18 protein-coding genes are annotated in these 22,252 nt (G+C 63.2%); 1 reads left to right on the forward strand and 17 read right to left on the reverse strand.

Annotated elements, in window-relative coordinates; translation table 11 throughout:
• Positions 1-45: 45 nt before the first annotated feature.
• The 4 genes from A9J21_RS02175 to A9J21_RS02190 form a co-directional block, all read right to left on the reverse strand.
• Positions 46-840 carry an SDR family oxidoreductase gene (locus tag A9J21_RS02175; protein WP_066731413.1) on the reverse strand — a complete coding sequence of 265 codons (795 nt, stop codon included), beginning with the start codon at positions 838-840 and terminating at the stop codon, positions 46-48.
• A gap of 58 nt (positions 841-898) precedes the next feature.
• Positions 899-1,867, reverse strand: coding sequence for a tripartite tricarboxylate transporter substrate binding protein (locus A9J21_RS02180; protein ID WP_082926189.1), 969 nt, complete (start codon positions 1,865-1,867; stop codon positions 899-901).
• Between the two features lie 73 nt (positions 1,868-1,940).
• Positions 1,941-2,891 (reverse strand): hydroxymethylglutaryl-CoA lyase, encoded by a 951-nt coding sequence (locus A9J21_RS02185; protein ID WP_066731414.1) that lies wholly within the window; start codon positions 2,889-2,891, stop codon positions 1,941-1,943.
• Positions 2,888-4,087: a CaiB/BaiF CoA-transferase family protein gene (locus A9J21_RS02190; RefSeq protein ID WP_066731415.1), complete on the reverse strand. Its 1,200-nt coding sequence runs from the start codon at positions 4,085-4,087 to the stop codon at positions 2,888-2,890. Before A9J21_RS02190 ends, A9J21_RS02185 begins: the two co-directional genes overlap by 4 nt.
• Positions 4,088-4,271: 184 nt before the next feature.
• Here A9J21_RS02190 and prpR point away from each other — a divergent pair, with 184 nt between their 5' ends.
• On the forward strand, positions 4,272-6,254 hold the full coding sequence (gene prpR / locus A9J21_RS02195; protein WP_066731417.1) for a propionate catabolism operon regulatory protein PrpR: 1,983 nt from the start codon (positions 4,272-4,274) through the stop codon (positions 6,252-6,254).
• Positions 6,255-6,336: 82 nt separating this feature from the next.
• On the opposite strand, the gene A9J21_RS02200 is transcribed toward prpR, so the two are convergent.
• The 13 genes from A9J21_RS02200 to A9J21_RS02260 all read right to left on the reverse strand — a co-directional run bounded on the left by A9J21_RS02200 (position 6,337) and on the right by A9J21_RS02260 (position 22,250).
• Complete coding sequence (locus A9J21_RS02200) at positions 6,337-7,077, reverse strand: tripartite tricarboxylate transporter substrate binding protein (protein WP_082926190.1); 741 nt, start codon at positions 7,075-7,077, stop codon at positions 6,337-6,339.
• Between the two features lie 53 nt (positions 7,078-7,130).
• Complete coding sequence (locus A9J21_RS02205) at positions 7,131-8,105, reverse strand: 3-hydroxyacyl-CoA dehydrogenase (RefSeq protein ID WP_066731421.1); 975 nt, start codon at positions 8,103-8,105, stop codon at positions 7,131-7,133.
• A 528-nt stretch (positions 8,106-8,633) separates the two neighbouring features.
• On the reverse strand, positions 8,634-9,227 hold the full coding sequence (locus tag A9J21_RS02210; RefSeq protein WP_066731423.1) for a helix-turn-helix domain-containing protein: 594 nt from the start codon (positions 9,225-9,227) through the stop codon (positions 8,634-8,636).
• A gap of 52 nt (positions 9,228-9,279) precedes the next feature.
• Positions 9,280-10,566 (reverse strand): M20 family metallo-hydrolase, encoded by a 1,287-nt coding sequence (locus A9J21_RS02215; protein WP_066731477.1) that lies wholly within the window; start codon positions 10,564-10,566, stop codon positions 9,280-9,282.
• Between the two features lie 89 nt (positions 10,567-10,655).
• Entirely contained in the window at positions 10,656-11,960 is a 1,305-nt protein-coding gene (locus tag A9J21_RS02220) for an amidase (protein WP_066731425.1), read from the reverse strand.
• 36 nt (positions 11,961-11,996) lie between these two features.
• Positions 11,997-12,710: an ABC transporter ATP-binding protein gene (locus A9J21_RS02225; RefSeq protein ID WP_066731427.1), complete on the reverse strand. Its 714-nt coding sequence runs from the start codon at positions 12,708-12,710 to the stop codon at positions 11,997-11,999.
• Entirely contained in the window at positions 12,707-13,489 is a 783-nt protein-coding gene (locus tag A9J21_RS02230) for an ABC transporter ATP-binding protein (protein ID WP_066731429.1), read from the reverse strand. Before A9J21_RS02230 ends, A9J21_RS02225 begins: the two co-directional genes overlap by 4 nt.
• On the reverse strand, positions 13,486-14,694 hold the full coding sequence (locus A9J21_RS02235; protein ID WP_197497444.1) for a branched-chain amino acid ABC transporter permease: 1,209 nt from the start codon (positions 14,692-14,694) through the stop codon (positions 13,486-13,488). Before A9J21_RS02235 ends, A9J21_RS02230 begins: the two co-directional genes overlap by 4 nt.
• Positions 14,681-15,610, reverse strand: coding sequence for a branched-chain amino acid ABC transporter permease (locus tag A9J21_RS02240; protein ID WP_066731437.1), 930 nt, complete (start codon positions 15,608-15,610; stop codon positions 14,681-14,683). The genes A9J21_RS02235 and A9J21_RS02240 overlap by 14 nt, the downstream gene beginning before the upstream one ends.
• 89 nt (positions 15,611-15,699) lie before the next feature.
• Complete coding sequence (locus A9J21_RS02245; protein ID WP_082926192.1) at positions 15,700-16,875, reverse strand: branched-chain amino acid ABC transporter substrate-binding protein; 1,176 nt, start codon at positions 16,873-16,875, stop codon at positions 15,700-15,702.
• Positions 16,876-17,711: 836 nt separating this feature from the next.
• The gene (aspT, locus tag A9J21_RS02250) at positions 17,712-19,412 is read right to left on the reverse strand and encodes an aspartate-alanine antiporter (RefSeq protein ID WP_066731439.1); all 1,701 of its coding nucleotides are present in this window, start codon (positions 19,410-19,412) and stop codon (positions 17,712-17,714) included.
• Positions 19,413-19,471: 59 nt separating this feature from the next.
• Positions 19,472-20,236 carry a hypothetical protein gene (locus A9J21_RS02255; protein WP_066731442.1) on the reverse strand — a complete coding sequence of 255 codons (765 nt, stop codon included), beginning with the start codon at positions 20,234-20,236 and terminating at the stop codon, positions 19,472-19,474.
• A gap of 325 nt (positions 20,237-20,561) precedes the next feature.
• Positions 20,562-22,250, reverse strand: a complete 1,689-nt coding sequence (locus A9J21_RS02260; RefSeq protein ID WP_231906782.1) for a DUF1254 domain-containing protein — start codon at positions 22,248-22,250, stop codon at positions 20,562-20,564.
• Between the last annotated feature and the right edge of the window lie 2 nt (positions 22,251-22,252).

Here is a 22,252-nt window from a genome sequence, read left to right on the forward strand (position 1 = left end):
CCTGTTATGTTGGACTACCGGACAGCTGGTACCGCGCTGGCTCGATCAGACGACGATAGGCGTGGTAGCGCCGTCGACGGACAGGATCGCGCCGGAAACATAGGCTGCACGGGCCGACGCGAGAAACAGCACGACGTCGGCGATTTCCTCCGGTTCGGCAAGCCGCCCGAGACCGGTTCGCGCGCTGGCCGCCTGCAGCGCCTGGTCGACCGTGGTGCCGGCCAGTCGCGCTTCGGCCTCCAGACCTTGCTGAAGTCGCTCGGTACGGGTAGCCGACGGATTCACCGCGTTAACGCGGACGCCCGACCGGCCGTAGGCGGCCGCCAGACCGGCCGTGACCAGCATCAGCGACGCATTGGCCGCACCGCCCGGCAGATGCGTGGGACTGGCCACCTTGCCGCCCATCCCCACTACGTTGACGATCGCGCCGCCTCCGGCCTGGGCCATCTGCTTGATGACCGGGTCGATCACATGGATGTAGCTGAAGTACTTCGCGTCCATGGCATCGCGCCAGGACGCAGGCGTCAGTTCCGCCGGCGGGGTGCGACGTGCGCCGCCGGCCGACGTCACGAGGATGTCGATGCCGCCCAGCGCCGTCACGGCAGCCTCGACAGCCCGGGCCGCCGCTACCGCGTCGGTCAGGTCTGCGGCCACGGTGAACGGCTCGCCGTCGCTGACATCTGCCGCGAGCGATGCCACGGCAGCAGCGAGGTTCGCTTCGCTGCGACCGACGATGGCAACCCGCGCGCCCTCGCGCAGGAATGCCTTGGCGCAGGCCAGCCCGATTCCGCGGCTGCCTCCCGTAATCAGTACACGTTTGCCAGCGAGTTCCAGATCCATATGCCCTCTCCCAGTCGGAATTGTCGGATAACCTCGAAATGCCCGAAAACTGTAGCGCTTATTCCGGCTGGATGCCGCCGCGCCGGGCCACGTCGGCCCACTTCTGGGTCTCCTTGCCGAGGAAAGTCCGGAACTCCGCCGGCGGGGTCAGGACGATGGTGGCGCCCTGGTCCTTCATCTGCTTGGCGAGTGCCGGGTCCTGAGTGACCTGCTGCAGGTCCCGATGGATCTGGTCCACGATGGCGTTCTGCATGCCAGCCGGCCCGAACAGGCCATACCAGTTCAAGGACTCGACTGCGTCAAGGCCGGCCTCCTTGAACGTCATCGCGTCCGGAAACAGCGACATGCGCTGGTCTGCTGCGACGCCGATCACCCGAAGGGTGCCGTTCTGGACGTGTGGCAGCGCCGTCAGCACGCTGGTAAATCCGGCACCGACATGCCCGCCGATGACGTCCACCATGATCTGCGCGCCGCCCTTGTAGGAAACCGGAATCGTCTTGAGGTTGCCCGCCTGGCGCATCAACTCGCCCGTCAGGCGCGTCTGGCCTTCGGAATAGCCCAGGCCCAGCGGCTGGTTCTTCGCCGCGCCCACCAGGTCGGTCAACGATTTCGCGGGGTTGGACTTGGATACCACCAGGACCATCGGCGATATGGCAAGCCGGGTGATCGGCGTGAAGCCGCGTACCGTGTCATAGGGGATACTCTTCATCAGCACCGGGTTGATCGCGTGCGAACCCACCACCATCAACAGCGTATAGCCGTCCGGCGCGGCTTTCTGGACGTGGCTGGACCCTATCACGCCGTTGGCGCCGGGACGGTGTTCCACGATTACGGATTGCCCCCAGCGCTCGGACAGCTTCTGCGCCACCAGACGGCTGACGATGTCAGTCCCGCCCCCTGGCGCGTAGGGCACCACCAGCGTCACAGGCTTCTCGGGCCATTTGGCGGCTGCGTGCCCGGACCCCAGCGCTGCTGCCGTCCAGACCATCGCGCCCAGTGCGCCTCGCATCCAGCGAACCTTCCACATCGTTTGTCTCCTCTTGTTTGTTCCCGCCTGCCTGGCAGCCGGATCGGCATCGGGTGCCGTCTTTGAAAATCGGTCAGGCCGCGGCGCGCTGGCGCTCACGCCGACGTCGCAGCCACGCGCTGGATCTGCCGCCCAGTTGTCGACCCAGGAGCGACTCGGCAAACTCGACTGCGTCGAGCAACTCATCGAGCGAAATGCCGGTTGTCAGGCCGCACTGTTCGGCCATCAGCACCAGATCCTCGGTGGCAAGGTTGCCGGCAGCGCCCGGGGCGAACGGGCATCCGCCGATGCCGCCGACACTGGCGTCGAAACGGCGCACGCCAGCTTCCAGCGCGGCCCATGCATTGGCGACGCCCAGCCCCCGGGTGTCGTGCAGGTGCACCGCCAGCATGTCTGGAGCGATAGCCTGCGCCAGCATCGACATCCGGGCCTTGACAGCGGCAGGGGCCGCAGCGCCGATGGTGTCGGCGATAACGATTTCCCCGGCGCCCGCTTCCAGCATGCGGCAAGCCAGATCAAGCACCGTATCGGCGTTGACGACGCCTTCGAACGGGCACTCGAAGGCCACCGCCACATAGGCGCGCGTGCGCAGGCCGAGTTCAGCCGCGCGCAACAGGGTCTGCTCGCTGACCGCCGTCGCCGCAGCCAGGCCCATGTTGATGTTGCGCTGGTTCATCGTTTCGGTGGCCGACAGGACCACGGCGATCTCGGCGGCGCCTGCCGCATGCGCCCGCTCCAGCCCCTTTAAATTCGGCACCAGCGTGGACAGCCGCAATGCCGGGTGCTGCCGCGATACGCGCTGAACCACGTCGCTGGCGTCCGCCATCTGCGGGACCGCCTTCGGCGAGACGAAGCTTGTGGCTTCCACGCTGCGCACACCGGCACGGGCCAGCAGGCGGATCAGTTCGACTTTCGCGTCCGTTGATATGGCGACTGCCTGGTTTTGCAGCCCATCGCGCGGCGCAACGTCGGTAATCGTGAGCGCCGGCGCCGCGCCGGCGCGTTCGGTAGCGTCGTGGCTCATGCGACAGCTCCGGCTTCGCGCAGGCGCGCCACTTGTTCGTCGTTGTAGCCCAGCACGTCGCGCAGGACCGTCATGGTGTGCTCGCCAAGCGCCGGCGGACACGTATAGGCTGCAGGCGCGACGCCCGAAAGCTTGACCGGATTGCCTGGCATGCGCACCGTTCCGCCGCTTCTCAGTGGCACTTCCACGATCATGTCGCGGTATTCGACCTGGGGTTCGGCCAGTGCGTGGGCAAAGTCGTTGACCGGACCACAGGGGATACGGGCCTGCCGCAGGCGCCCCAGCCAGTATGCGGACGATTCGGCCTGCAATTCATTGGCGATGATGGCGTCGATGCGCGCCTTGTCCGCAAAGCGACCCGGCTGCTTCAGGTACTCGGGCGCCCGCAGTTCCGGATGATCGATCACGCTCAGGAAACGCTCGAAGAACGCATCGCCGATGCAGGCGATGATGATATGGCCGTCGCGGGTCGGATACGTGTTGTATGGCACGTGCACGAAGTGGCTGTTGCCGATGCGCTCGGGGACATGGCCCGACATCAGGTGCATCGTCGCCATGTAGTTCAACAGTGAGATCTGGGCGTCCAGCATCGAAATATCGACGTGCTGGCCAATGCCCGTCTGCTCGCGTGCGGCCAACGCCGCCAGCACGCCGATGGCGCCGAACACGCCGCCGCCCAGATCGCCCACCGGAATCCCGCTACGTACCGGAGGACCGTCCGCCATCCCGGTGATCGACATGCCGCCGCCCATGGCCTGCACCACCTGGTCGAACGCGGGCTGCTGCCGATCCGGGCCGGTCTGGCCAAAACCGGTGACCGAGCAGGTGATGATGCGCGGATTGACGGCGCTGAGCGTTGCGTAGTCGATGCCCAGCCGCTCGGTCACACCAGCGCTGAAGTTGTCGAACACGACGTCGGCCTGACGCACCAGATCCAGGAACACCGCACGGCCCTCGTCCGACTTCAGGTCGATGCAGACGCTTTCCTTGTTGCGGTTCAGGGTCAGGAAGTACGCGCCCATCCCGTCGCGCGCATAGTCCTCGCTGTCGGCCAGCAACTGGCGCGTGCCTTCGCCCGTGCCGGGGGGCTCCACCTTGATCGTGCGCGCGCCTAGGTCCGCCAGCAGCATGGTGCCGTACGGGCCCGAGAGCATATGGGTCAAGTCCAGCACGGTGATGTGTCCAAGCGCCTGCATTCGTTTCTCCTTCGATCGTATGCAAGCGGTAGCGCAATCGGTATGCCAGGGAGTAGACAAACCTGTAACCCATTGATTTTCAAATGACTATGGAAGACCCCGAATGACGGGGGCCTTGTTTCATGAAACACTCATGAAACGCCATGAAACATCGATGCAACATCGATGAAACGCGAGGAGACCCATGCGCAGTGCCACCCCGGAGCGCGGCAGCTTGCCGCGCATCTGCTTCATCAGCTACAGGCATCTGAGCCGCTTTGCCATGACGGTCCTCGAAGAGTTCGCCTCGCGCGCGACGATCGAGGTGGTAGACGGCTCGTTCGACGCCGCGCTGGACGCCGCGCGCGACCGCCTGCGCGATAACGCGGCGGACGTCTTTGTGAGCGCTGGCGCCAATGCCACGATTCTGCGCAGCGCGCTCGATGCCCCGGTGGCGACGATCAAGCTCAGCGGCTTCGACATCCTGATGGCCCTCTTCAGCGCCCGACGGATTTCGAGCCGGGTCGGCGTGGTGATGTACGGGGAGTGCATTCCGGAACTGGACGCCATCCGCGAGCTGCTCAACATCGAAGTGGCCCAGTATGCGTATCGCACACCCGACGAGGCGCGACAGTGCTTCGAACTGCTGGGGCGGGACGGCTATGAAGTGGTGGTGGGTTCGAGCATCGTCGTGGAGCTCGCCGAGCAGTACGGCATGCAGGGCCGGCTGGCCTATTCGATCAATGCCGTGCGCCAGGGCATCGAAGACGCCATCGAACTCGCACGCGTGGCCAGGCTCGAAGCCGGCCGCTACGACCAGCTCAACGGCGTGCTGCACAACCTGCAGGATGCAGTGCTGGCCGTTGATCGCGACAATCGCGTGATTGCCGTGAATCCGCCCATGGAAATCCTGCTCGGGCGCGTCAAGGCGCGCATCCTGGGGCAGCACATGGATGACGTCGAGCCGGCGTTGTCGCTGCAATCGACGCTGGCAAGCGGCAACCAGGAGCGCGGCAGCGTGTTCCGGTTCGCCCAGCGCGACTGGATTGCCAATCGCACGCCAATCCGCGAGCACGGGGAGACGGTGGGTGCGGCCATCACGTTGTACGACGCCCGCAACATCCAGGATGCCGATGCCAGCCTGCGGAGCCAGCAACGCCGCCACCCCCGCAGCGCGCGGAACCGCTTCGACAACCTCATCGGCGCCAGCCCCGCGTTCGAGCGCGCCTGCGCGACCGCGCGGCGTTTTGCGCGAACCGATCTGACGGTGCTGTTGTCGGGCGAGAGTGGCGTGGGCAAGGAGCAGTTCGCGCAGGCGATCCACAACGAGAGCAAGCGTGCCGCCAAGCCCTTCGTCGCCATCAATTGCGCGGCCTTTCCAGAGGCCCTGCTGGAGAGCGAACTGTTCGGCTACGACGAAGGCGCGTTTACCGGCTCGCGGCGCGGTGGCAAGCGCGGGCTGTTCGAAACGGCGCATACCGGCACGCTGTTCCTGGACGAGATCGGCGACATGCCCGTGTCCCTGCAGACCCGCCTGCTGCGCGTACTGCAAGAGCGGGAAATTCTCCGCCTGGGCAGCGCCATACCGATTCCCGTCGACGTCCGGATCATTGCCGCCACGCACCAGGCGCTACCGCAGTTGATCGCGTCCAAACAGTTCCGGCAGGATCTCTACTACCGGATCAATACGCTGCAGCTGGCGTTGCCCACGCTGCGCGAACGCTGGCAGGACATCGAACTGCTTGCCAACTTCCTGCTGCGCCGTTCGCTCGAACGACTGGATTCCCATCTCGACGGCAAGGCGCTCGTCGCACACGTACTGCCCCAGCTCCAGGCCTATGCGTGGCCGGGCAATATCCGTGAGCTGGAAAACATCTGCGAGCGCATGGCGGTGTTCTTCTCCCAATGGGAAGACCCGCGCCGGATCGCTTTTGCCGATCTCCGGCACGATTGCCCGGAACTGTTCGGGACCGCCGCCGACCGCAGCCCGTCCCCTGGCGTCAAGCCAGCAAAGCCGTGCGATCCACAGCGGGCGCGATTGGGTACGCCCCGAGACAGCGTGCTCGAAGTTCTGGAGGCGTGCGGTGGCAACCGGCAGATGGCCGCACAGCAACTGGGCGTCAGCCGGGCGACATTGTGGCGCTGGGAGAAGGCGGCGACGGCGGGCTGCATACAGGAACCTCCGTAGGCGTACTGCAATTGCCAAAAGGCGCGTCGGTGGAAGTCGATTTCATTTTCACGGTGGGGCTGCCATCGCCCGCTGCACTCGTTCAGTTGAGCGGGTAGCGCTTCGCCAACGCCGTGAAGCGCTCGTCCTCCTTGCGTACCTGGGCAGCGAACTCGTCTGGCGTATTCACCAGCGGTTCGGCACCCGCCGACGCGATGGCCTTCTGCAGTTCGGGATGACGCATGGCTTCGCGCACGGCGGCATAGATGCTGCGGGTGATCTCGGGCGGTGTTCCCTTTGGCGCGAACAGCCCGAACCAGGTGGTGTATTCGTATTGCGGCATGCCGGTCTCCACCACCGTGCGGACGTCCGGCGCGCCACTGAAACGATGCGTGCCCTGGTTGGCAACGATCTTCAACGTCCCGGCCTTCTGGTGCGGAAGCGCTGAAGCCACCCCTGTCACCGCGAAGTTGACGTTGTTGGCGATCATGTCAGTGATGATCGCTGCGGTCCCCTTGTAGTTCGCGACGATCAGGTTGGGCAGCGCTTCTGCCTTGAGCTGCTGGCCGAAGAGCTTGGCCACGTTTTCGCCGGTGCCCATCGAGCACGGCGTCGCTGCAGTCTTGCAATACTTGATCAGTTCAGGCAGCGAGGTTGCCGGAAACTTGCCGTTCGCGACGATGACACCCGGCGATTGGGCGATATTGGTGATCGGTACCAGGCTTGCCAGCGGGTCCGTGCCCGTGAAGGAAGGCGCGTGCTTGGTCAGCACGATGGCTGGCGTCTGCAAGAGCAACGTGTACCCGTCGGGCTTTGCTTCAGTGACCTTGCGCGTGCCGATCAGGCCGTGTGCCCTGTGTCATGGCGGTATGCTGCGAAACTCCGGATCGGCCGTGCTCAGGCCTGCGACTCGCGAGATTGCCGGCTCGCGGCAAATTGCATCAGGCGCTCATCGCGCCAGGCTCGGCGCGCTTCCAGATCAGCGTGTGACAGGTGCTCGCGGCGCTGCGATTCCACCTGCCGGATCAGATCCGCGTCCCACGGCCCGTCGTGCTGGCGCGACTGCGCAATTCGCTGATACAGGGGCCCCAGCCGCACCGCGTAATCGGCAACGCCGCCGGGTGCATTCAGGTCGATGGTTTCAAATGGCCCCATGAAGGACCAGCGCCAGCCCAGGCCATCGCGGATGGTCTTGTCCACGTCCTCGCAACTGGCCACACCGTCCTGCACCAGCGCCCAGGCTTCGCGCAGCAGCACGGCCTGCAGCCGGTTCAGGACAAAACCCTCCGCCTCCTTGCGCACATGGACCACGGTCTGGCCGGCCGCCAGCATCAGCGCGTCGGCGAATTCAGTGGTGCGCGCAGCCGTCTCGGGCGACGGCACCAGCTCCACTACCGGCACCAGATACGGGGGGTTCACAGGATGGGCGATCAGCACGCGCGGCGAGATGGACAGGCCCAATGCAAAGGCCGAACCGGGGATACCGGAGGTGGAACTGCCGATCACCGTGTCGGAGGAAACCAGCGCGTCCAGTTCCACCATCAGTTGGCGTTTCACGTCGACGCGTTCGAGCACGGACTCCTGCACATAGGCCGCGCCCTCCACTGCTTCGGCCAGCGTAGCGACGGGCGTGATGCGGGCCAGCACGGCAGCCGGCGCCTCGTCGATGAGCCCGTACCGGTGCAGGCCAGCCAGCTGTGCTTCGATGAGCGGCACGGCGCGCGCCGTGATGTCGGGATTGGCGTCGAACATCTTCACGTCGATCCCCGCCCGGGCAAACACAATGGCCCAGCCCGCCCCCACCAAACCGGCGCCCACGACAGCAACCGGGCGACCGGCGCACAGCGCCTGGATTGCAGATTTATCGGTCATTTCTCTTGTGTCCCCGTCAGGAGGCACATGGCGAGAGGCCCCAATGTCTGATCTTGAATACATATGCTAGTTTTTTTTGCATTCGTATGCAAACTCCGTATTTTCCCGATGGCACCACTTGCGGACGGCGTAGGGTAGGCGACAAACGGGGTTTCTGCGGAGCGGGAATCAGACAACCGGGGTGCAGGCTGGCATTGCGGAGAGCCACGGAGGGTGTGGCCTTCATTTGGCGATGCAATACCGGGGGAGCAGAACGGCCCGCGTGGTACTGAATATCTGCACAGTGCCACGCGGGCGGTGCCGAACGGCGCGCAACATTCTGGGCTGCCGGGGCACCGATTGCCCCCCCGCTATTTTCCGGCCAATCGCTGCACGGTCTCGACGTGCAAGGTTTGCCAACGCGCATACTTGCGCTACGTGGAGGGCGGTGGGTATTTCGTCGATCAACGCATTCGGCGACTCAGGGAAAATGTTCTTGTGGACGCCCCGCTTTCCGAATAGGCGCTGCCTTCCTGCGACGAACGTTGCCTAGAACGTCGCAGGCGAATTCACCCAAAGCACCTTCGCCACGACATCGCCGACGTTGCGGTAGCCGTGCGGCACCTGGCTGGAGAACGTAAACGCATCTCCCGGGCCAATCAGGTAGGTGTCGTCACCAAGCATCAACTCAAGCCTGCCTTCCAGCACGTAGCCGACCTCCTCGCCCTGATGCTCGATCTGGCCGTCGCTGGCCTCTCCAGGCCAGACGATATGGATGTTGGCCTGCAGCAAGCCACCACGTTTTGGCAACACCACGCGTTCGAGCGCCACGCCGCCGACGCGGATGACCGCCCGTTCGCCATGCCGCAAGATTGGCGACTGATGCGTATCGTCTTCGCTGGTGAGCGCCCCGATATTCGTATCGAGGGCCACGGCCAGGCGATGGAGGGTGGTAAAGGACGGTGTGGCCAGGCCACGCTCGACCTTGGAGATCAGGCTTTCGGAGCACCCCGCCTTGTTCGCCAGTTGCAACAAGGTATAGCCGGCGACCAGCCGCGCATGGCGCAGCTTGACACCAAGCGTCAGGGTGGCCGACTTGCTGTCGACCGGCTCTTGCGGAATCGGGCTCGCGGTCTTCGCCATGCGGGCTTGTCGTTAGTCGTTCAAGGGAACTGCCGCCACGTATTCTGCGCTGTCACGGCTGACGGCAGGCGAGTTCGGCGACAGTGTACGCCAGCGCCCGCGTGCCAAGATACAGGTCTGTGGCATCGGTGTCCTCGGCGGCGTTATGGCTGATGCCCCCCTTGCTCGGCACGAAGATCATCGCCGTGGGGCAATGATCGGCCACGTACATGGCGTCGTGGAAGGCGCCCGATGTGAGCCGCATGGGTTGTCTGCGGCCGGCAACGTGGCTGGCCCGCGTACAGGCGCGCTCGATCGATCCCAGCATCGATTCCGGAAAGTACGTCGGCCCCCGGTGAAAGAAGCGCGTCACCACGACATCGGTAACCGGCGCATGCCGCACGCAGGCAAGACGCAACGCGTCCTCGGCACGGTCCAGGACCGCATCGTCCAGGCAGCGCATGTCAACCGTAAACGTAACCTTGCCCGGAATGGTATTGACGGAATTCGGCGTCACCGTCCACTGGCCCAGCGTCAGGCGCAGTTCTGGCTCGCCCGCCGCATTCGGATCGCGAGACGTACGCGGCGCCAGCGCGTAGAGGTCCTGCGCGATCGCGACGGCCACGGCCATCGCGTCACGGCGCACGGCCATGGGTGTGGTCCCCGCATGCGCCATGGTGCCCGCGCACTCGACACGGAACCAGCGCACGGCCTGAATGCCGGTCACCACCCCGAGCGGGACGTCAGCCGCTTCCAGTACCGGACCTTGCTCGATATGGAGTTCAACGCAGGCCGCCATGGCCCGCGCCATCGGCACGCGGGCCACGTCGTGACTGGCCGCAAGCGCGGCATCCAGCGCATCCCCGAAACGGATGCCAGCCGGGTCGGCGGCATCGCGATACCCGGCTAGTCGCGCCGGCTCCACAAAGGCGCTGGAGCCCATCGCTCCCGGCCCAAAGCGACTGCCCTCTTCATTGGTCCACGACACCACCTCGATCGGGCGCAGCGTTTCGATACCCGCCGCATTGAGCGCCGCAATGACTTCCAGACCCGCCAGCACCCCGTATGCGCCATCGTATTTGCCGCCCACCGGCTGCGTATCGGCATGGCTCCCGGTCAGCACGGGAGGCAAGTCCTCGCGTCCGGGGCGGCGGAAGAACAGGTTGGCGCAATCATCGATGCTCACCTCGCAGCCCAGCGCGCGCGCCTGATCCACCAGATGGCGGCGTGCTGCCAGATCGATATCGGTCAGCGTTTCCCGTGATACCCCGCCGTCGTCCCTCCCGCCAAACTGGGCCAGGGCAGCAAGCGATGCGGACAGGCGCCCGGCGTCAACATGATCCTGCGCCCGCTCCGCGATGGTTTGCGCGGCCTGATCAGTGTGATCGGCGTGATCGGCGTGGTTGAAGTTCTCGGGCTGCAATTTCTGATTCACGTCTTCTCCTCAAGTCAGGCCTGAATTGCCAGCGCCTGCTGCAAACGATGCGCCACGGCCAGCACGCGCACGTCGGCGTGGCGCGGCCCGGTAACAGTCACGCCCAGGGGCATGCCAGCGGCTCCCACACCTGTCGGCACATGGACGCACGGCGTGCCGAGCAGCGTCCACATCCGGCAGAAGATGGGGTCGCCGGTGGCGGCCAAACCCTCGGGGGCTTCGCCTTCGGCGCTGGGCGCCAGCACGACATCGAACCCTTCGAGCGACGTCGCCAGGGACGTCCTTGCCGTCTCGGCCAGCGCAAGCGCGGCGCGAAAGCGCTCTCCCGTCACCGCGCGCCCCGCATCGAGCTGGCGGGCAAACGCCGCACTGAAGCTTGCCGCCGCGTCACTTGCCTCCGGCGCGAATGCCGCAACGGCTTCGAAAGCCATGATGTCCATCTGGGCCTCCGTCAAGCGATTGCACACGGCAGGCAATTCGACTTCCTGCACCACCGCACCAAGGCCTTGCAACGCTCGTGCCGCCGTCTCCAGCGCGTCACGGGCCCCTTCGCTGGCGCGATCCCAGTGCGGTGTACGGACGATCCCGACGCGCAGCGAAGTAGCGGTTGCCTGGGCACAGGCCTCTGCGATCGACACGTCACGGGCCAGGGCGCCGATGAAAAGCGCCGCATCATCCACGCTGCGCGCGAGCACACCCACGGTATCCAGGGATGGTGACAGCGGCTTGATACCTGCCAGCGGCAGTGTGGCGTGCGTGGGCTTGTAGCCAACGACACCGCAATACGCGGCAGGACGAATGATCGAGCCTGCCGTCTGGGTACCGAATGCAAGCGGCACCATGCCGGCCGCCACGGCTGCCGCCGAGCCGCTGGAGGAACCGCCCGGCGTGCGGGGCGCGTTCGCCGGGGCGCGCGGGTTGCACGTGGGGCCCGGCTGGAACGTCGCGAACTCGGTGGTCACGGTCTTGCCCACCACCACCGCGCCGGCACCTCGGGCCAGCGCAACCGCGGCGGCATCGCGCCCGGGCCGATGGGCCGCGTAGATCGGCGACCCATAGGTGGTCGGCAAGTCGGCGGTATCCATCAGGTCCTTCACACCAAGCGGGATGCCGTGCAAGGGCGCGGACACTGCCCCGGCATCCAGGCGACGCGCGTGCTCGATGGCCGCGTCACCCCCGACGTGTTGCCACGCATGGATGGCAGCGTCCTGCGCCTGGATACGCTCAATCGCTGCACGCACGATGGTTTCCGCGCGCAGTTCGCGACGGGACATGCGCGCGACCAGTTCGCGCACCGGTAGATCGAGAAATGAGTCCAAAACCAGGGGTCTCCGGAATGGGTTTGCCAGCTCGGCTTAGCCAAAATACGCCGCACGCACTTCGTCGTTCTCGCGCAAGGCCTGGGCCGAACCCTGCGCCACCACGCGTCCCTGCGTCAGGACATAGCCCTGGTGCGCGATCGCCAGTGTCTGCCGCGCATTCTGTTCGACCAGCAGCACGGTCATGCCGAGTTCGTTGATCTGCTGGATGACCTTGAAGTTTTCCTTCACGTACAGCGGCGACAATCCCAGCGATGGCTCATCGATGACCAGCAACCGTGGCTGCGCCATCAATCCGCGACCAATCGACACCATGGCCTGTTCACCTCCCGACATCGTGCCGGCCAGCTGGCCCGCCCGCTCCCGCAGGCGTGGAAAGATCTCGTAGACCCGCGCGATGCGCTCGCGCACCTTGTCCGGGTCGGTTTCGAGAAAGGCGCCCAGGGCCAGGTTCTCGGCGACGGTCATGCGCGGGAAGACCTTGCGCCCCTCCGGAATGCACGAGATTCCGCGCGCAATGATGTTGTGCGTCTTCTCCGCCGCGATATCGACGCCATCCCACAGGATGCGCCCCTTTCGCGCCGGCGTAAGTCCCAGGATCGCGCGGATCAACGTGCTCTTCCCTGCCCCGTTGGCGCCAAGGATGCAGGTAATCTTGCCAGGCGGCACATCGATGGACACGTCATGCAGCACGTTGACCTTGTCATAGCCCGTGCTCAGGCCCTCCACCCGCAGTGTGTTCTCGCTCATGCCGCTTCCTCCCCGAGATAGGCGGTCTGCACATCGGGATCGGCCGTGATCTCGGCGTACGTGCCTTCGGCGATCTTCTTGCCGTAGTTCAGCACCACGCACCGGTCCGTAATGCGTTCGATCACGTTCATCTCGTGCTCGATGAGCACGACCGACAGGTCTTGCAGCTCGCCGCGCACCTGCAGGATGTCATCCATCAGTTCGTGCGTTTCGTCATGCGTCATCCCGGCCGACGGTTCGTCCAGAAGCAACAGCCGGGGACGGCTCATCAGCGCGCGGCAGACCTCGATCCGGCGACGGTCGATCATCGTGAACGACTCGACTGGTTCGAACAGGCGACTGACAAGCGGGGGACTGAAGATACCCAGCAGTTCGCGCACGGACTCTACATAGCGCTCGTATTCGGCGCGGAAGGCCTCGCGGCGAAACAGGTTGAACACGAGCCCGTGCTGCATGTGCTGGTAGTCGCCGATCACGATGTTGTCAAACACCGTCAATGGCAGCGACAGTCGCGAGCGCTGGAATGTCCGTGCCACGCCACTGCGATAGATGTCCTGCGGCGTCTTGCCGATGACGTTCTCGCCGTGATACGTGATGGTGCCCGCGCTGGCCTTGTAGAGGCCCGTCAGCACGTTGAAGAACGTGGTCTTCCCGGAGCCATTCGGACCGAGCAGGCCCAGCACTTCTCCGCGGCGGATGTCCAGCTGGAGGTTGTCCAGCGCGGTCAGCCCACCAAATCGCATCGTGAGATTGCGCACCTCGATCATCGCGTCGCTCATTGGGTGTCCTTGGTCGGGAAGAACAGGCGGATCTTGCGCGGCAACAGTCCCTCCGGACGGAACAGCAGGATCGCGATGACCAGGGCCGCGTAGAAGAGGAAGCGGTATTCCTGGATGAACTGCAGCTTCTCCGGGAGCACCAGCACGATGATGGCGGCCGGGATCAGGCCCACCACGTTGCCCAGTCCGCCCAGGATCACGATCGACAGCATCAGCAGCGAGTCCGCGAAGGTAAAGTTGTTCGGCGCCACAAACGCCGTCACCATGCCGTAGACGCTACCGGCCACGCCCGCGAAGAAGTTGCCGAGCATGAACGCGATGACCTTCCAGCGCGCGATATGCAGGCCGAACGTCGCCGCCGCCGTCTCATCGGTGCGCACCACATCCATCGCCAGCCCCACCCAGGAGCGCTCCAGCGCCTTGACCACGGCGAATGTGCCAGCGCAAAGGGCCAGGCTCAAGAGCGCGTAGCTGGCATAGAACGACACGTCGATGCCGAACAGCGTGACGCCCTCGTTGAACTGGAAGCCGAACAGCGTCATGCCGGGAACCTGCAGACCTTGCGGGCCGCCAAGCACGTCGTTGACTTCGAGGAACGTCTTGAACAGGATGCCAAACGCAATGGTCACCAACGCCGCATAGTGGCCTCGGGTGCGCAGCACCGGCGCAATCAGCAGCGAGCCGATAACGGCCGCCGCGATGCCGGAGAGCGCGATGACGAGAACCGACGGAATCGGCGTGTGCGCGCCGAGAACGGCCGTGGTGTACGCCCCGATGCCAAAGAACGCTGCACCCGCAAAGTTGGATACCCCGGAGTAGCCGAACTGCACCGTCAGACCCAGGCAGGCGGTGGTATAGAGCAGCACCGCGCAGAGCATCAGCAACACAAAATGGCTTTCGTGAAACAACGCGATCAGCGCAAGCGTACCCATGACCGACCACAGTCGGGACAGGCCGGGCCGCCGTGCGGCCGCCTGCTCCACGGCCAGCGTGAGCTTTAACTTGCCGGCAATCACGATGGCCGCCACAGCCACCGCCAGCAGCACGGCCACGGCGACTTGCGATTCCGCGTGCAGGAACAGATAGAGATAGGCCACGATGGCGATCGCCGCCATACCCAGCACCCGCGCCGGGCTGCGAGGCTTCCCGCCAGCACCAGCGGCCGCCGGGGGCAGCGGATTCGAGACGTTGTCAGACACGTTCACTGGTTTTCTCCGCAATGAGTCCGGTCGGCTTGAAGGCCATCAATACGATGACCACGGCAAATGCAAAGACATCCTTGTAGGCACTCGGGATATCGGGCACCAGCGCCGGCAATGTCGCGCTGCCCAAAACCTGCAGGGCCGCAAACAGGAAGCCACCGAGGATGGCACCGTAGAGGTTGCCCAGGCCACCAAGAATGGCAGCGGCAAATCCAATGACGCCAAGCAGCAGGCCGACGTTGAAATTGATCTCGTTGTAATAGAGCCCGTTCATCACGCCGGCCAGCGCCGCCATGGCCGAGCCGAGTGCGAACGTGGCCAGCACCACCACCTCGAAGTTGATGCCCATCAGGCGCGCAGTCTCCCCGTCCTGCGCCACGGCGCGGATGGCCATGCCGAACCGCGTGCGTGTAATCAGCAGGTGGACGCCGATAATGATGGCGACACCGGCGGCCAGCAAGATCAGGTTGTCCGCGCGCAGCGTGAGCGCACCGAGCGTGAGCTCCGTGCTGGGCAGCAGCGCGGGAAACGGCTTCGGGTTCGAGCCATCCGGATAAAAGAGGCGCACGGCCTCGCGCAACACCGTACCCAGCATCAGCGTCGCCAGCAGCGTGTTGAGCGGCGGCGCCTTGCGCAGGGGCAAGATCAGCAGTCGCGCAATCACGGCACCCAGAATGCCCGTCACGATCACCGCGCACACCACGATCGCCAGCAACTGCAGCCACGGCGAATCCACGTGCAGCGCAATCACCCCAGCCGATGCGGCGAGCCCCGCGAACGCCCCCACCATCAGTACATCGCCGTGAGAAAACTTGATGACGTCCAGCACGCCGAAAAACAGCGTGAAGCCGACTGCCACCATGGCGTAGATCATGCCGAGCATCAGCCCGTTGAAGACGTACTGTCCCAATACACTCATCGGTATCCCCAGAATGGCCTGAATAGACCGTCCAGCTGCGCTGGCGCCCGGGCGCGCAACCCACGCCCCCCAGGTCGCCAGCTCCTTGCTTACAGTCCGCTCAGCCTCTTCGTACCTTTGCCGTACGCGCTGTCTTCCCAGATCACCCACTTGCCGTCCTCGACGACGTACTTGGTGATCAGTGGCACCACGTTCTGGCCATGCTCGTCGAAGGTAACCTTGCCAATGACGGTGTCGACATTCTTCGTGCCATTCAGCACGTCACGCACCTTCTTGCGATCCGGGCCGACCTTTTCCACGGCGTCCATGATGAGGTTGGCGGCAGCATAGGCAAACGGGCCATAGGCCTCGGGCGGCTCGCCGTACTTTTGCTGCGTGTAGCGCTCCATGAAGAACTGGCCACCGGCCAGCTTCTCGACCGGCGCACCTTCGATAAAGGCGAGCGATCCCTCGGAGAGCGGCTTGCCCACGCCTTCGATATAGGCGTCGGACTTGATGCCGGAGGTGCCTTCGAACTGGGCCTTGATACCCAGCTTCTCCATCTGGGTACGGATACGTACGCCCAGCGGGGTGAGACCACCGAAATAGACCACGTCGGGCTTGAGTTCGCGGATCTTGGTCAACTCGGTCGTGAAGTCCTGCTGGTCGGCCGTGACGCCAAATGTGCCGACGATCGTGCCGCCGTCCTTCTTCAGGAATTCACTGAAGTACTTGTTATGGCCCTTGCCATAATCGGTCGTGTCATGAATGATCGCCCACTTCTTGTAGCCCAGGCCGGTCATGAACTTTGCGGCCACTTCGCTCTGGTTGATCATCGTGCCGTTGACACGGTGGATCTCCTTGAAGTTGTTCCCGTACGTGACTTCGGGCAGCACCGCGCCCCACACCACAGCGGGCATGCCGAAGCGGCTGTAGACACCGACCGTGCCCATCGCCACGGCCGAACAGAAGTGCGTGACACCGGCCACAATGGACTTGTCCGCGGCAATCTTGGTGGCAACCTGTACGCCCACGTTGGGCCGGCACTCGTCATCCTGGACGACCAGCTCGTACGTGTATTTGGCCTTCGGATCGGCATTGCGAAGGCGTACGGCCAAGTCTGCCGAGTTGCGCCCGCCCAGGCCGATCGACGACACCCCACCCGTCAGCGGGCCCACAAACGCGATCTTGACGACGTCCTTTGCCTGCGCCGGCGCGGACATCAACACTACTCCGGTAGCGGCGGCGGCAATCGCGGCCGTGGCCACAGTTTTCTTCTTCAGCACTCTGTTCCCCTTAATAGAGATGTCCAACGGGCGGCAGGCCCGGCATCTGGACCGAACGGTGCAAGGCGCCGAACGCGCGCCCGTGAGCGTTTGGGAAAGTTCTCTGCACCAAATTCAAGTCACTTGAATGCTATGCAACAGACATGCCAGGGAACAACGAGCAATAACCCGTAGGTCTTTTGGGGGGAAAGAAGGAATTTTGCCGATGACGCGGCGCAGAAATCAGATCGGTACGGGGGCGTTTCGGTGCACGGCAGGCCTTTTCGGTGCACGCCCGCCTTGTTTTCGAGAACCGCTGCCAGCCGTGACGGGCGCTGGCAGGCAGCGCGCCTTGGACGCCCCCGTCTCTCTAGAGATTGCAGAAGCGCAACGGAATCCGATCTTCGGCGTACGCAACAGAGGGCTGTCAATGCCAATCGAAACTTGCACAATTGGGGCGACCGAAAATTGCACGAACCGAATCTAGGTTACATGTTTGCCAGGCGTGCGTGTTTTTTGCGGTGCAGCGTTGATGGTGGCCTGTACGGCGGCGGTGCTGGCCTGAAGTGGCAGAGTTGGAATCAGAGCCAGCCCGGCAAACTCCGCAACGGTCAGACCTAGCTGACCTAGCGCCATCGCCCGAGTCCGCCGATCAGAGACAGCCGCGGTCCTGGCGTGGGCTGACGGCAGAGTTCGGCCAGTAAGTGTCATCCGAACTAGTGCATCTGGATGGCGGTTTCACACCAGGTTTCGGCCTTACGGAGACACAACGTCTATGTCTTGTTGCATCCTCGCCAGGGGGCGAAAGGTCTCGCTAGAACCGCCGCCGTCGAGGCCACCGATCCGCATATGCTCCATCAGGCCATCAGCGCCACGATCACCGTTCCCCATAGCGCCAGCAGCACGTTGCCCACCGCATAGGCAACGCCGTAGCCCAATGTAGGCACTGCGCTTTTTGCGGCTTCTTGTACTGCGGCCAACGCGGGGGTTGCCGTCGAAGCGCCGGCGCAAACGCCAAGCATGATGCCCGGATGCATCTTCATGAGCTTGTGGCCCACGAAGATGCCCGTGAGCATCGGAATGCTTACTGTGAGGGCTCCGGCGAGCAGCAATGACAAGCCACTCGACTGCAGACCTTTGACGAAGTCGGGTCCGGCATTTAGGCCGACGATCGCTACAAAGCCGGTCAACCCAATGGACTCGAACACCCAGAGCGTCGGCCCTGGAATACGGCCGAAGAGGCGCGGCTGCACTGATCGTAGCCAGCCACACACCAGCCCGCCTAGCAGCACCCCAACGCTAAGCGAGAGGCCAATCTCAATGCCGCCAACGGCAAGCGCCGGGATGCCAACGAGGGCTCCGGCCACGATGCCCAGCGATACCAGCACCATGTCCGTCGCATTGGTTGCCCGATCAGCCACGCCAACTTTCCCCACTGCGCCCTCGACACGTTTGACACTGCCCACCAGCGAAAGGATATCTCCACGGTTAAGGATGGTTTCGGGCGAAAGCAGTATCGGCGTGCCCGCGCGCGACACGCGCAGCACAAACACGCCGCGCGCGCCTTCCTCCTGGGCCAGATCACCGAGCCGGCGCCCGTCAATTGCCTTGGAGGTGATCACCACGTCCAGCGCTTCCACTTCCACGTCCAGCAACGCCCGATCATCGATCTCCCGCAAACCAGCACCCGGGCCTTCCATGCGTTCGACCAACAAGGTGCGTCGGCCTGACACACTGAAGGTGTCGCCGGCGCGCAGGATAGTTTCCGGCGTGGCGTCCGTCATGACGCCATTGCGGCGAAGACGTTCAATAAAGAGACGCTCCTCACCCATTGCCGTTTCCAGGTCGGCGATCGTTGCGCCCGCCAGCGGCGATCGATCGCCAATGCGATAGGCGCGCAGTTCGAACTCGCGCCGGCTCGGGATTGCCTGCGTCGCGTTGCCTTCCATGCTGGCTTCGAGCTCGCGGCACACCGCGGGGAGATCTACACCCAGCAATCTAGGCGCGAGTTGACCGAGAATCCACGCTGCACCAATCACACCCACCAGATAGGTGACCGCAAAGGCTACCGGAACTTGGTTCGTCAAGACCTGCCGCTGGGCTTCGGACAGGGCCAGCCGCGAAATGGCGTCGCTCGCCGTTCCGATGGTGGCCGATTCGGTCAGCGATCCGGCCACCACGCCCGCTGCGGTACCTGCCTGGTAGCCGAACAGCTTACTGACGACGAATGCGATCACAAGCCCAGTCGTGGCGACGATCGCCGCCAGCAGCGCCTGCTGCAGACCATCGCTGCGCAGACCGCGAAAGAACTGTGGGCCGGTGCGAAACCCGATGGAAAACAGGAATAGCAGAAAGAAGCACTGCTTCACTTCACCGGAAATCTTGAGGCCCAATTGCCCGACCAGCACGCCAGCGAGCAGCGTTCCGGTGACGGCGCCCAGCGTAAAGCTGCCAATTTTCAGCTTACCAAGCGCGTAACCCAAGCCCAGCACCAGGAAGAACGTGACTTCCGGATGAAGACGAAGTACATGCTGGAACCAGTCGAACGCTGCAATCATTGCGAACTCCACGGTGACCTACTAAGCGACGCACGAGGCTCACTCGATCCCAATAGGTGTCACGGAGGATCCAGGGATTGCTGAAGACTTAGGAGGTTCTGGGGGACAACGCGGATCAGCCCGCCGCGCGGGCTGTCAATATCCGAAATCAGGGACAACGACAGTGACACCGTCAACGGCACGATCAGCAGCAGAAACAGCTTGGTACCTTCCGCGCGTATGCCATATCCCTGCAGCAGGCTGCTGAAGAACGCGATGATGATCATCAACCCCCAGGCAGAGATGGGGATACGGTTCAGCCAGGCAGCCTCGGTATAGCCCTGCGAATTGATGACATCATTCATTCCTGCCACGGCAAGCGCGGTAATCGGGTTCGGTGCAGCGCCGGCTGCGTCTCGCACCAACCGCCACATCTCCGCTTCGACACGCGCGGTCTTGTTTTCTATTTCTTGCACCTTAGCTCGATCGCGCGTCTGGTAATAGAGGATGCGCTGTTCGAGGTATTGACCGAGCAGCCTCTTGATGGCTGGCGCGTCGGCCGCCATCAACTCCGCCCTGAGATACTCGGTGCCAATCGCATTGGCCTCTTCTTCCTCCAGATTCTTGCGCTGATCGTATCGGCCTACCGCCATCGACAACGTGAACCCGATCAGCAACGCAAGAAGCGTCAGCGTGGCGCCCTGGATGATGTTGAAGTCATCCCGATTCTCCTTGGAAATTGGCCAGATGCGGCGTAGCAAAAGCGCTCCGATGGCCGTGGCGACGCCCATGAACATCAACAGTACGACGAACAGAATGGCCGGGTGGCGAATCAAGTCGTGCATACATCCTCACACGGTATCGTCCTATTCGCGAAGCAGGCGCTCGAGCGGTGACTCTATCGGACTCAATACGGTGGATTGACCACCAAGTACTGTGATCCCTACCGAGACGAGCGCTGTCACGCAAACCATCGAAAGCTTGCCGAATGCGTATGTCATCGCGGGCTCCTTAGCGAGACTACAGGGAACGAACTCGGCAGCCTTGGCGCCCGCCGGCGGCGTAAAAGCAAAGGTGGCATTGCCAAACTTCGGAGATCTGAGGCTTCCACTTTGGAAGCGGCCGATCGCTCAGCTCCAAGTGACCGGCCTGCACGCCACATCCACAGCTCTATTGCGCAATGCGCTTGACGTCGTCAGGCTTCCAGGTTTTCTTGAAGAACGCCTCCTTGGGACTATACAGACGCAGAATAATGAAATAGCCTTTCTCCGGAACCGTCCTTACCCAGTTGCGCTCCTTACCGGCCGGCGCATTCGGGCCAAAGTAAAGATCGTACGAGCCATCGGCGTTTTGCACAGGCTTGTCCATGGAATTCAAGGAAGGGAGGGGCTGGCCATTTTGCAGTCCAGAGGCGTTGATCGAGTCATATACTGTGACAGACCAGAAGTTGGCAGCAGGAATATCGCGCGGCAGGTGGAGATGATAGCTGCGTCCACCTTCCAGAAATTGACCGTCCGCATCGCGCCAGGTCGACGGATATTTTGCGCCTTTCTCGACAAAGTCCACGACCATTCCGGGACTCGTCGCGTAAGCGGTCGTAAAGTACGCATCGCGTTGAACGAGATTGGTGAACGTACCGCTTGCCTGAAACAACGGGTTCTGTCCAGCGAAGACGTTGACCCATTGCCGGTCTGGATAGTATTTTGCCTCGGGCTGGTCCACCAGTCCGTTCCATATTTCGACCTTGCTCATCTTGAACGCGGTCTTCGCCGCCTTGTCTAGCAACTCGCGTTGTCGGGCTGTCGGCTGGAACGGCTTTCCTTTCTCGATGCCGATCGCCGCCATCATGCCGCGCCAGTCCATATCTGCAGGGTCGACCGTTTCTTGATCGACGAAACGGGCCAGCATGTCGAAATAGGTGCCGTCATGCGGGAACAGCAGATCGGCCGGTGTTGCCGATCCATTCGGAAACTGCATTGGCGTGGCAGATTCCTTCTTGCCATAGGGATAGATGCGCGTGCCTGCGATCAAGGCGTTAGCGGGTTTCAGATCCTTGGGGTCGGTGAAGAATCCCCGGTAAAACACGAATACATTGTTGGTCCGGGACCGGTAAAGGTAATAGCCCTTGGGCGCGGAACCCTTGTAGTTCCACGGGACGATCAGGTACTTACCGCCCTTGCCGCCGTCAGGCCCGGCATATCCGAAATCACCCGTATAGGTTTTCCCGCCGATTGTCGGGCCCGAAAGCGGCCGCTGATAGAAGTCGTCGAAGATGCCCTGATTCTGGGGTGGAACCTCGACGACGATCGGCCCGTCTTTCGCAAGATTGACGTATCCCATCGCGTAGAGACAATCAGAGTTAGGCGTAGTGACTTGCGTTTTTGCGTTAAGACGGTCTTTCCAGACCGGAAGCACGTTGTATCCAGCTCCATAGATTTTCTCCGAACCCTCTTTCATCGCGAACATGTTGATGGCGGGTAGCGACCACAAGTAAACTTGAACAGCGCGCTGGAAATACAGTTCGTCCCGAAGCAGTTCTGCGGAATCATTGGTGGGAAAATCACCGGAAAAAGGTGCATTCGCGAGCGCGTCATGGCTCGCCGCAAGCGTCTGAACGGGTGTTGGTCGCTGTGACTGTGCGATTGTCTGAGTGCTATAGCCGGCAACGGCAAGCGCAACGAGTGCACCAGTAAGATTTCTTCTGACCACGGATTTCGATGTATTCACGGCCATACCCCTTGTCTTTCTAAAATCGCAACGTGCGATCCCGCTGTGGTGGAAAAATGGCTTGGCCTTCGGCATGACCGAGCGTTGATCAGGACGTTTTCGTAATGTCTTTTCCACGAAGGTCCGGTCCATTC

Source organism: Cupriavidus sp. D384, assembly GCF_001652915.1.
Taxonomy (GTDB): Bacteria; Pseudomonadota; Gammaproteobacteria; order Burkholderiales; family Burkholderiaceae; genus Cupriavidus.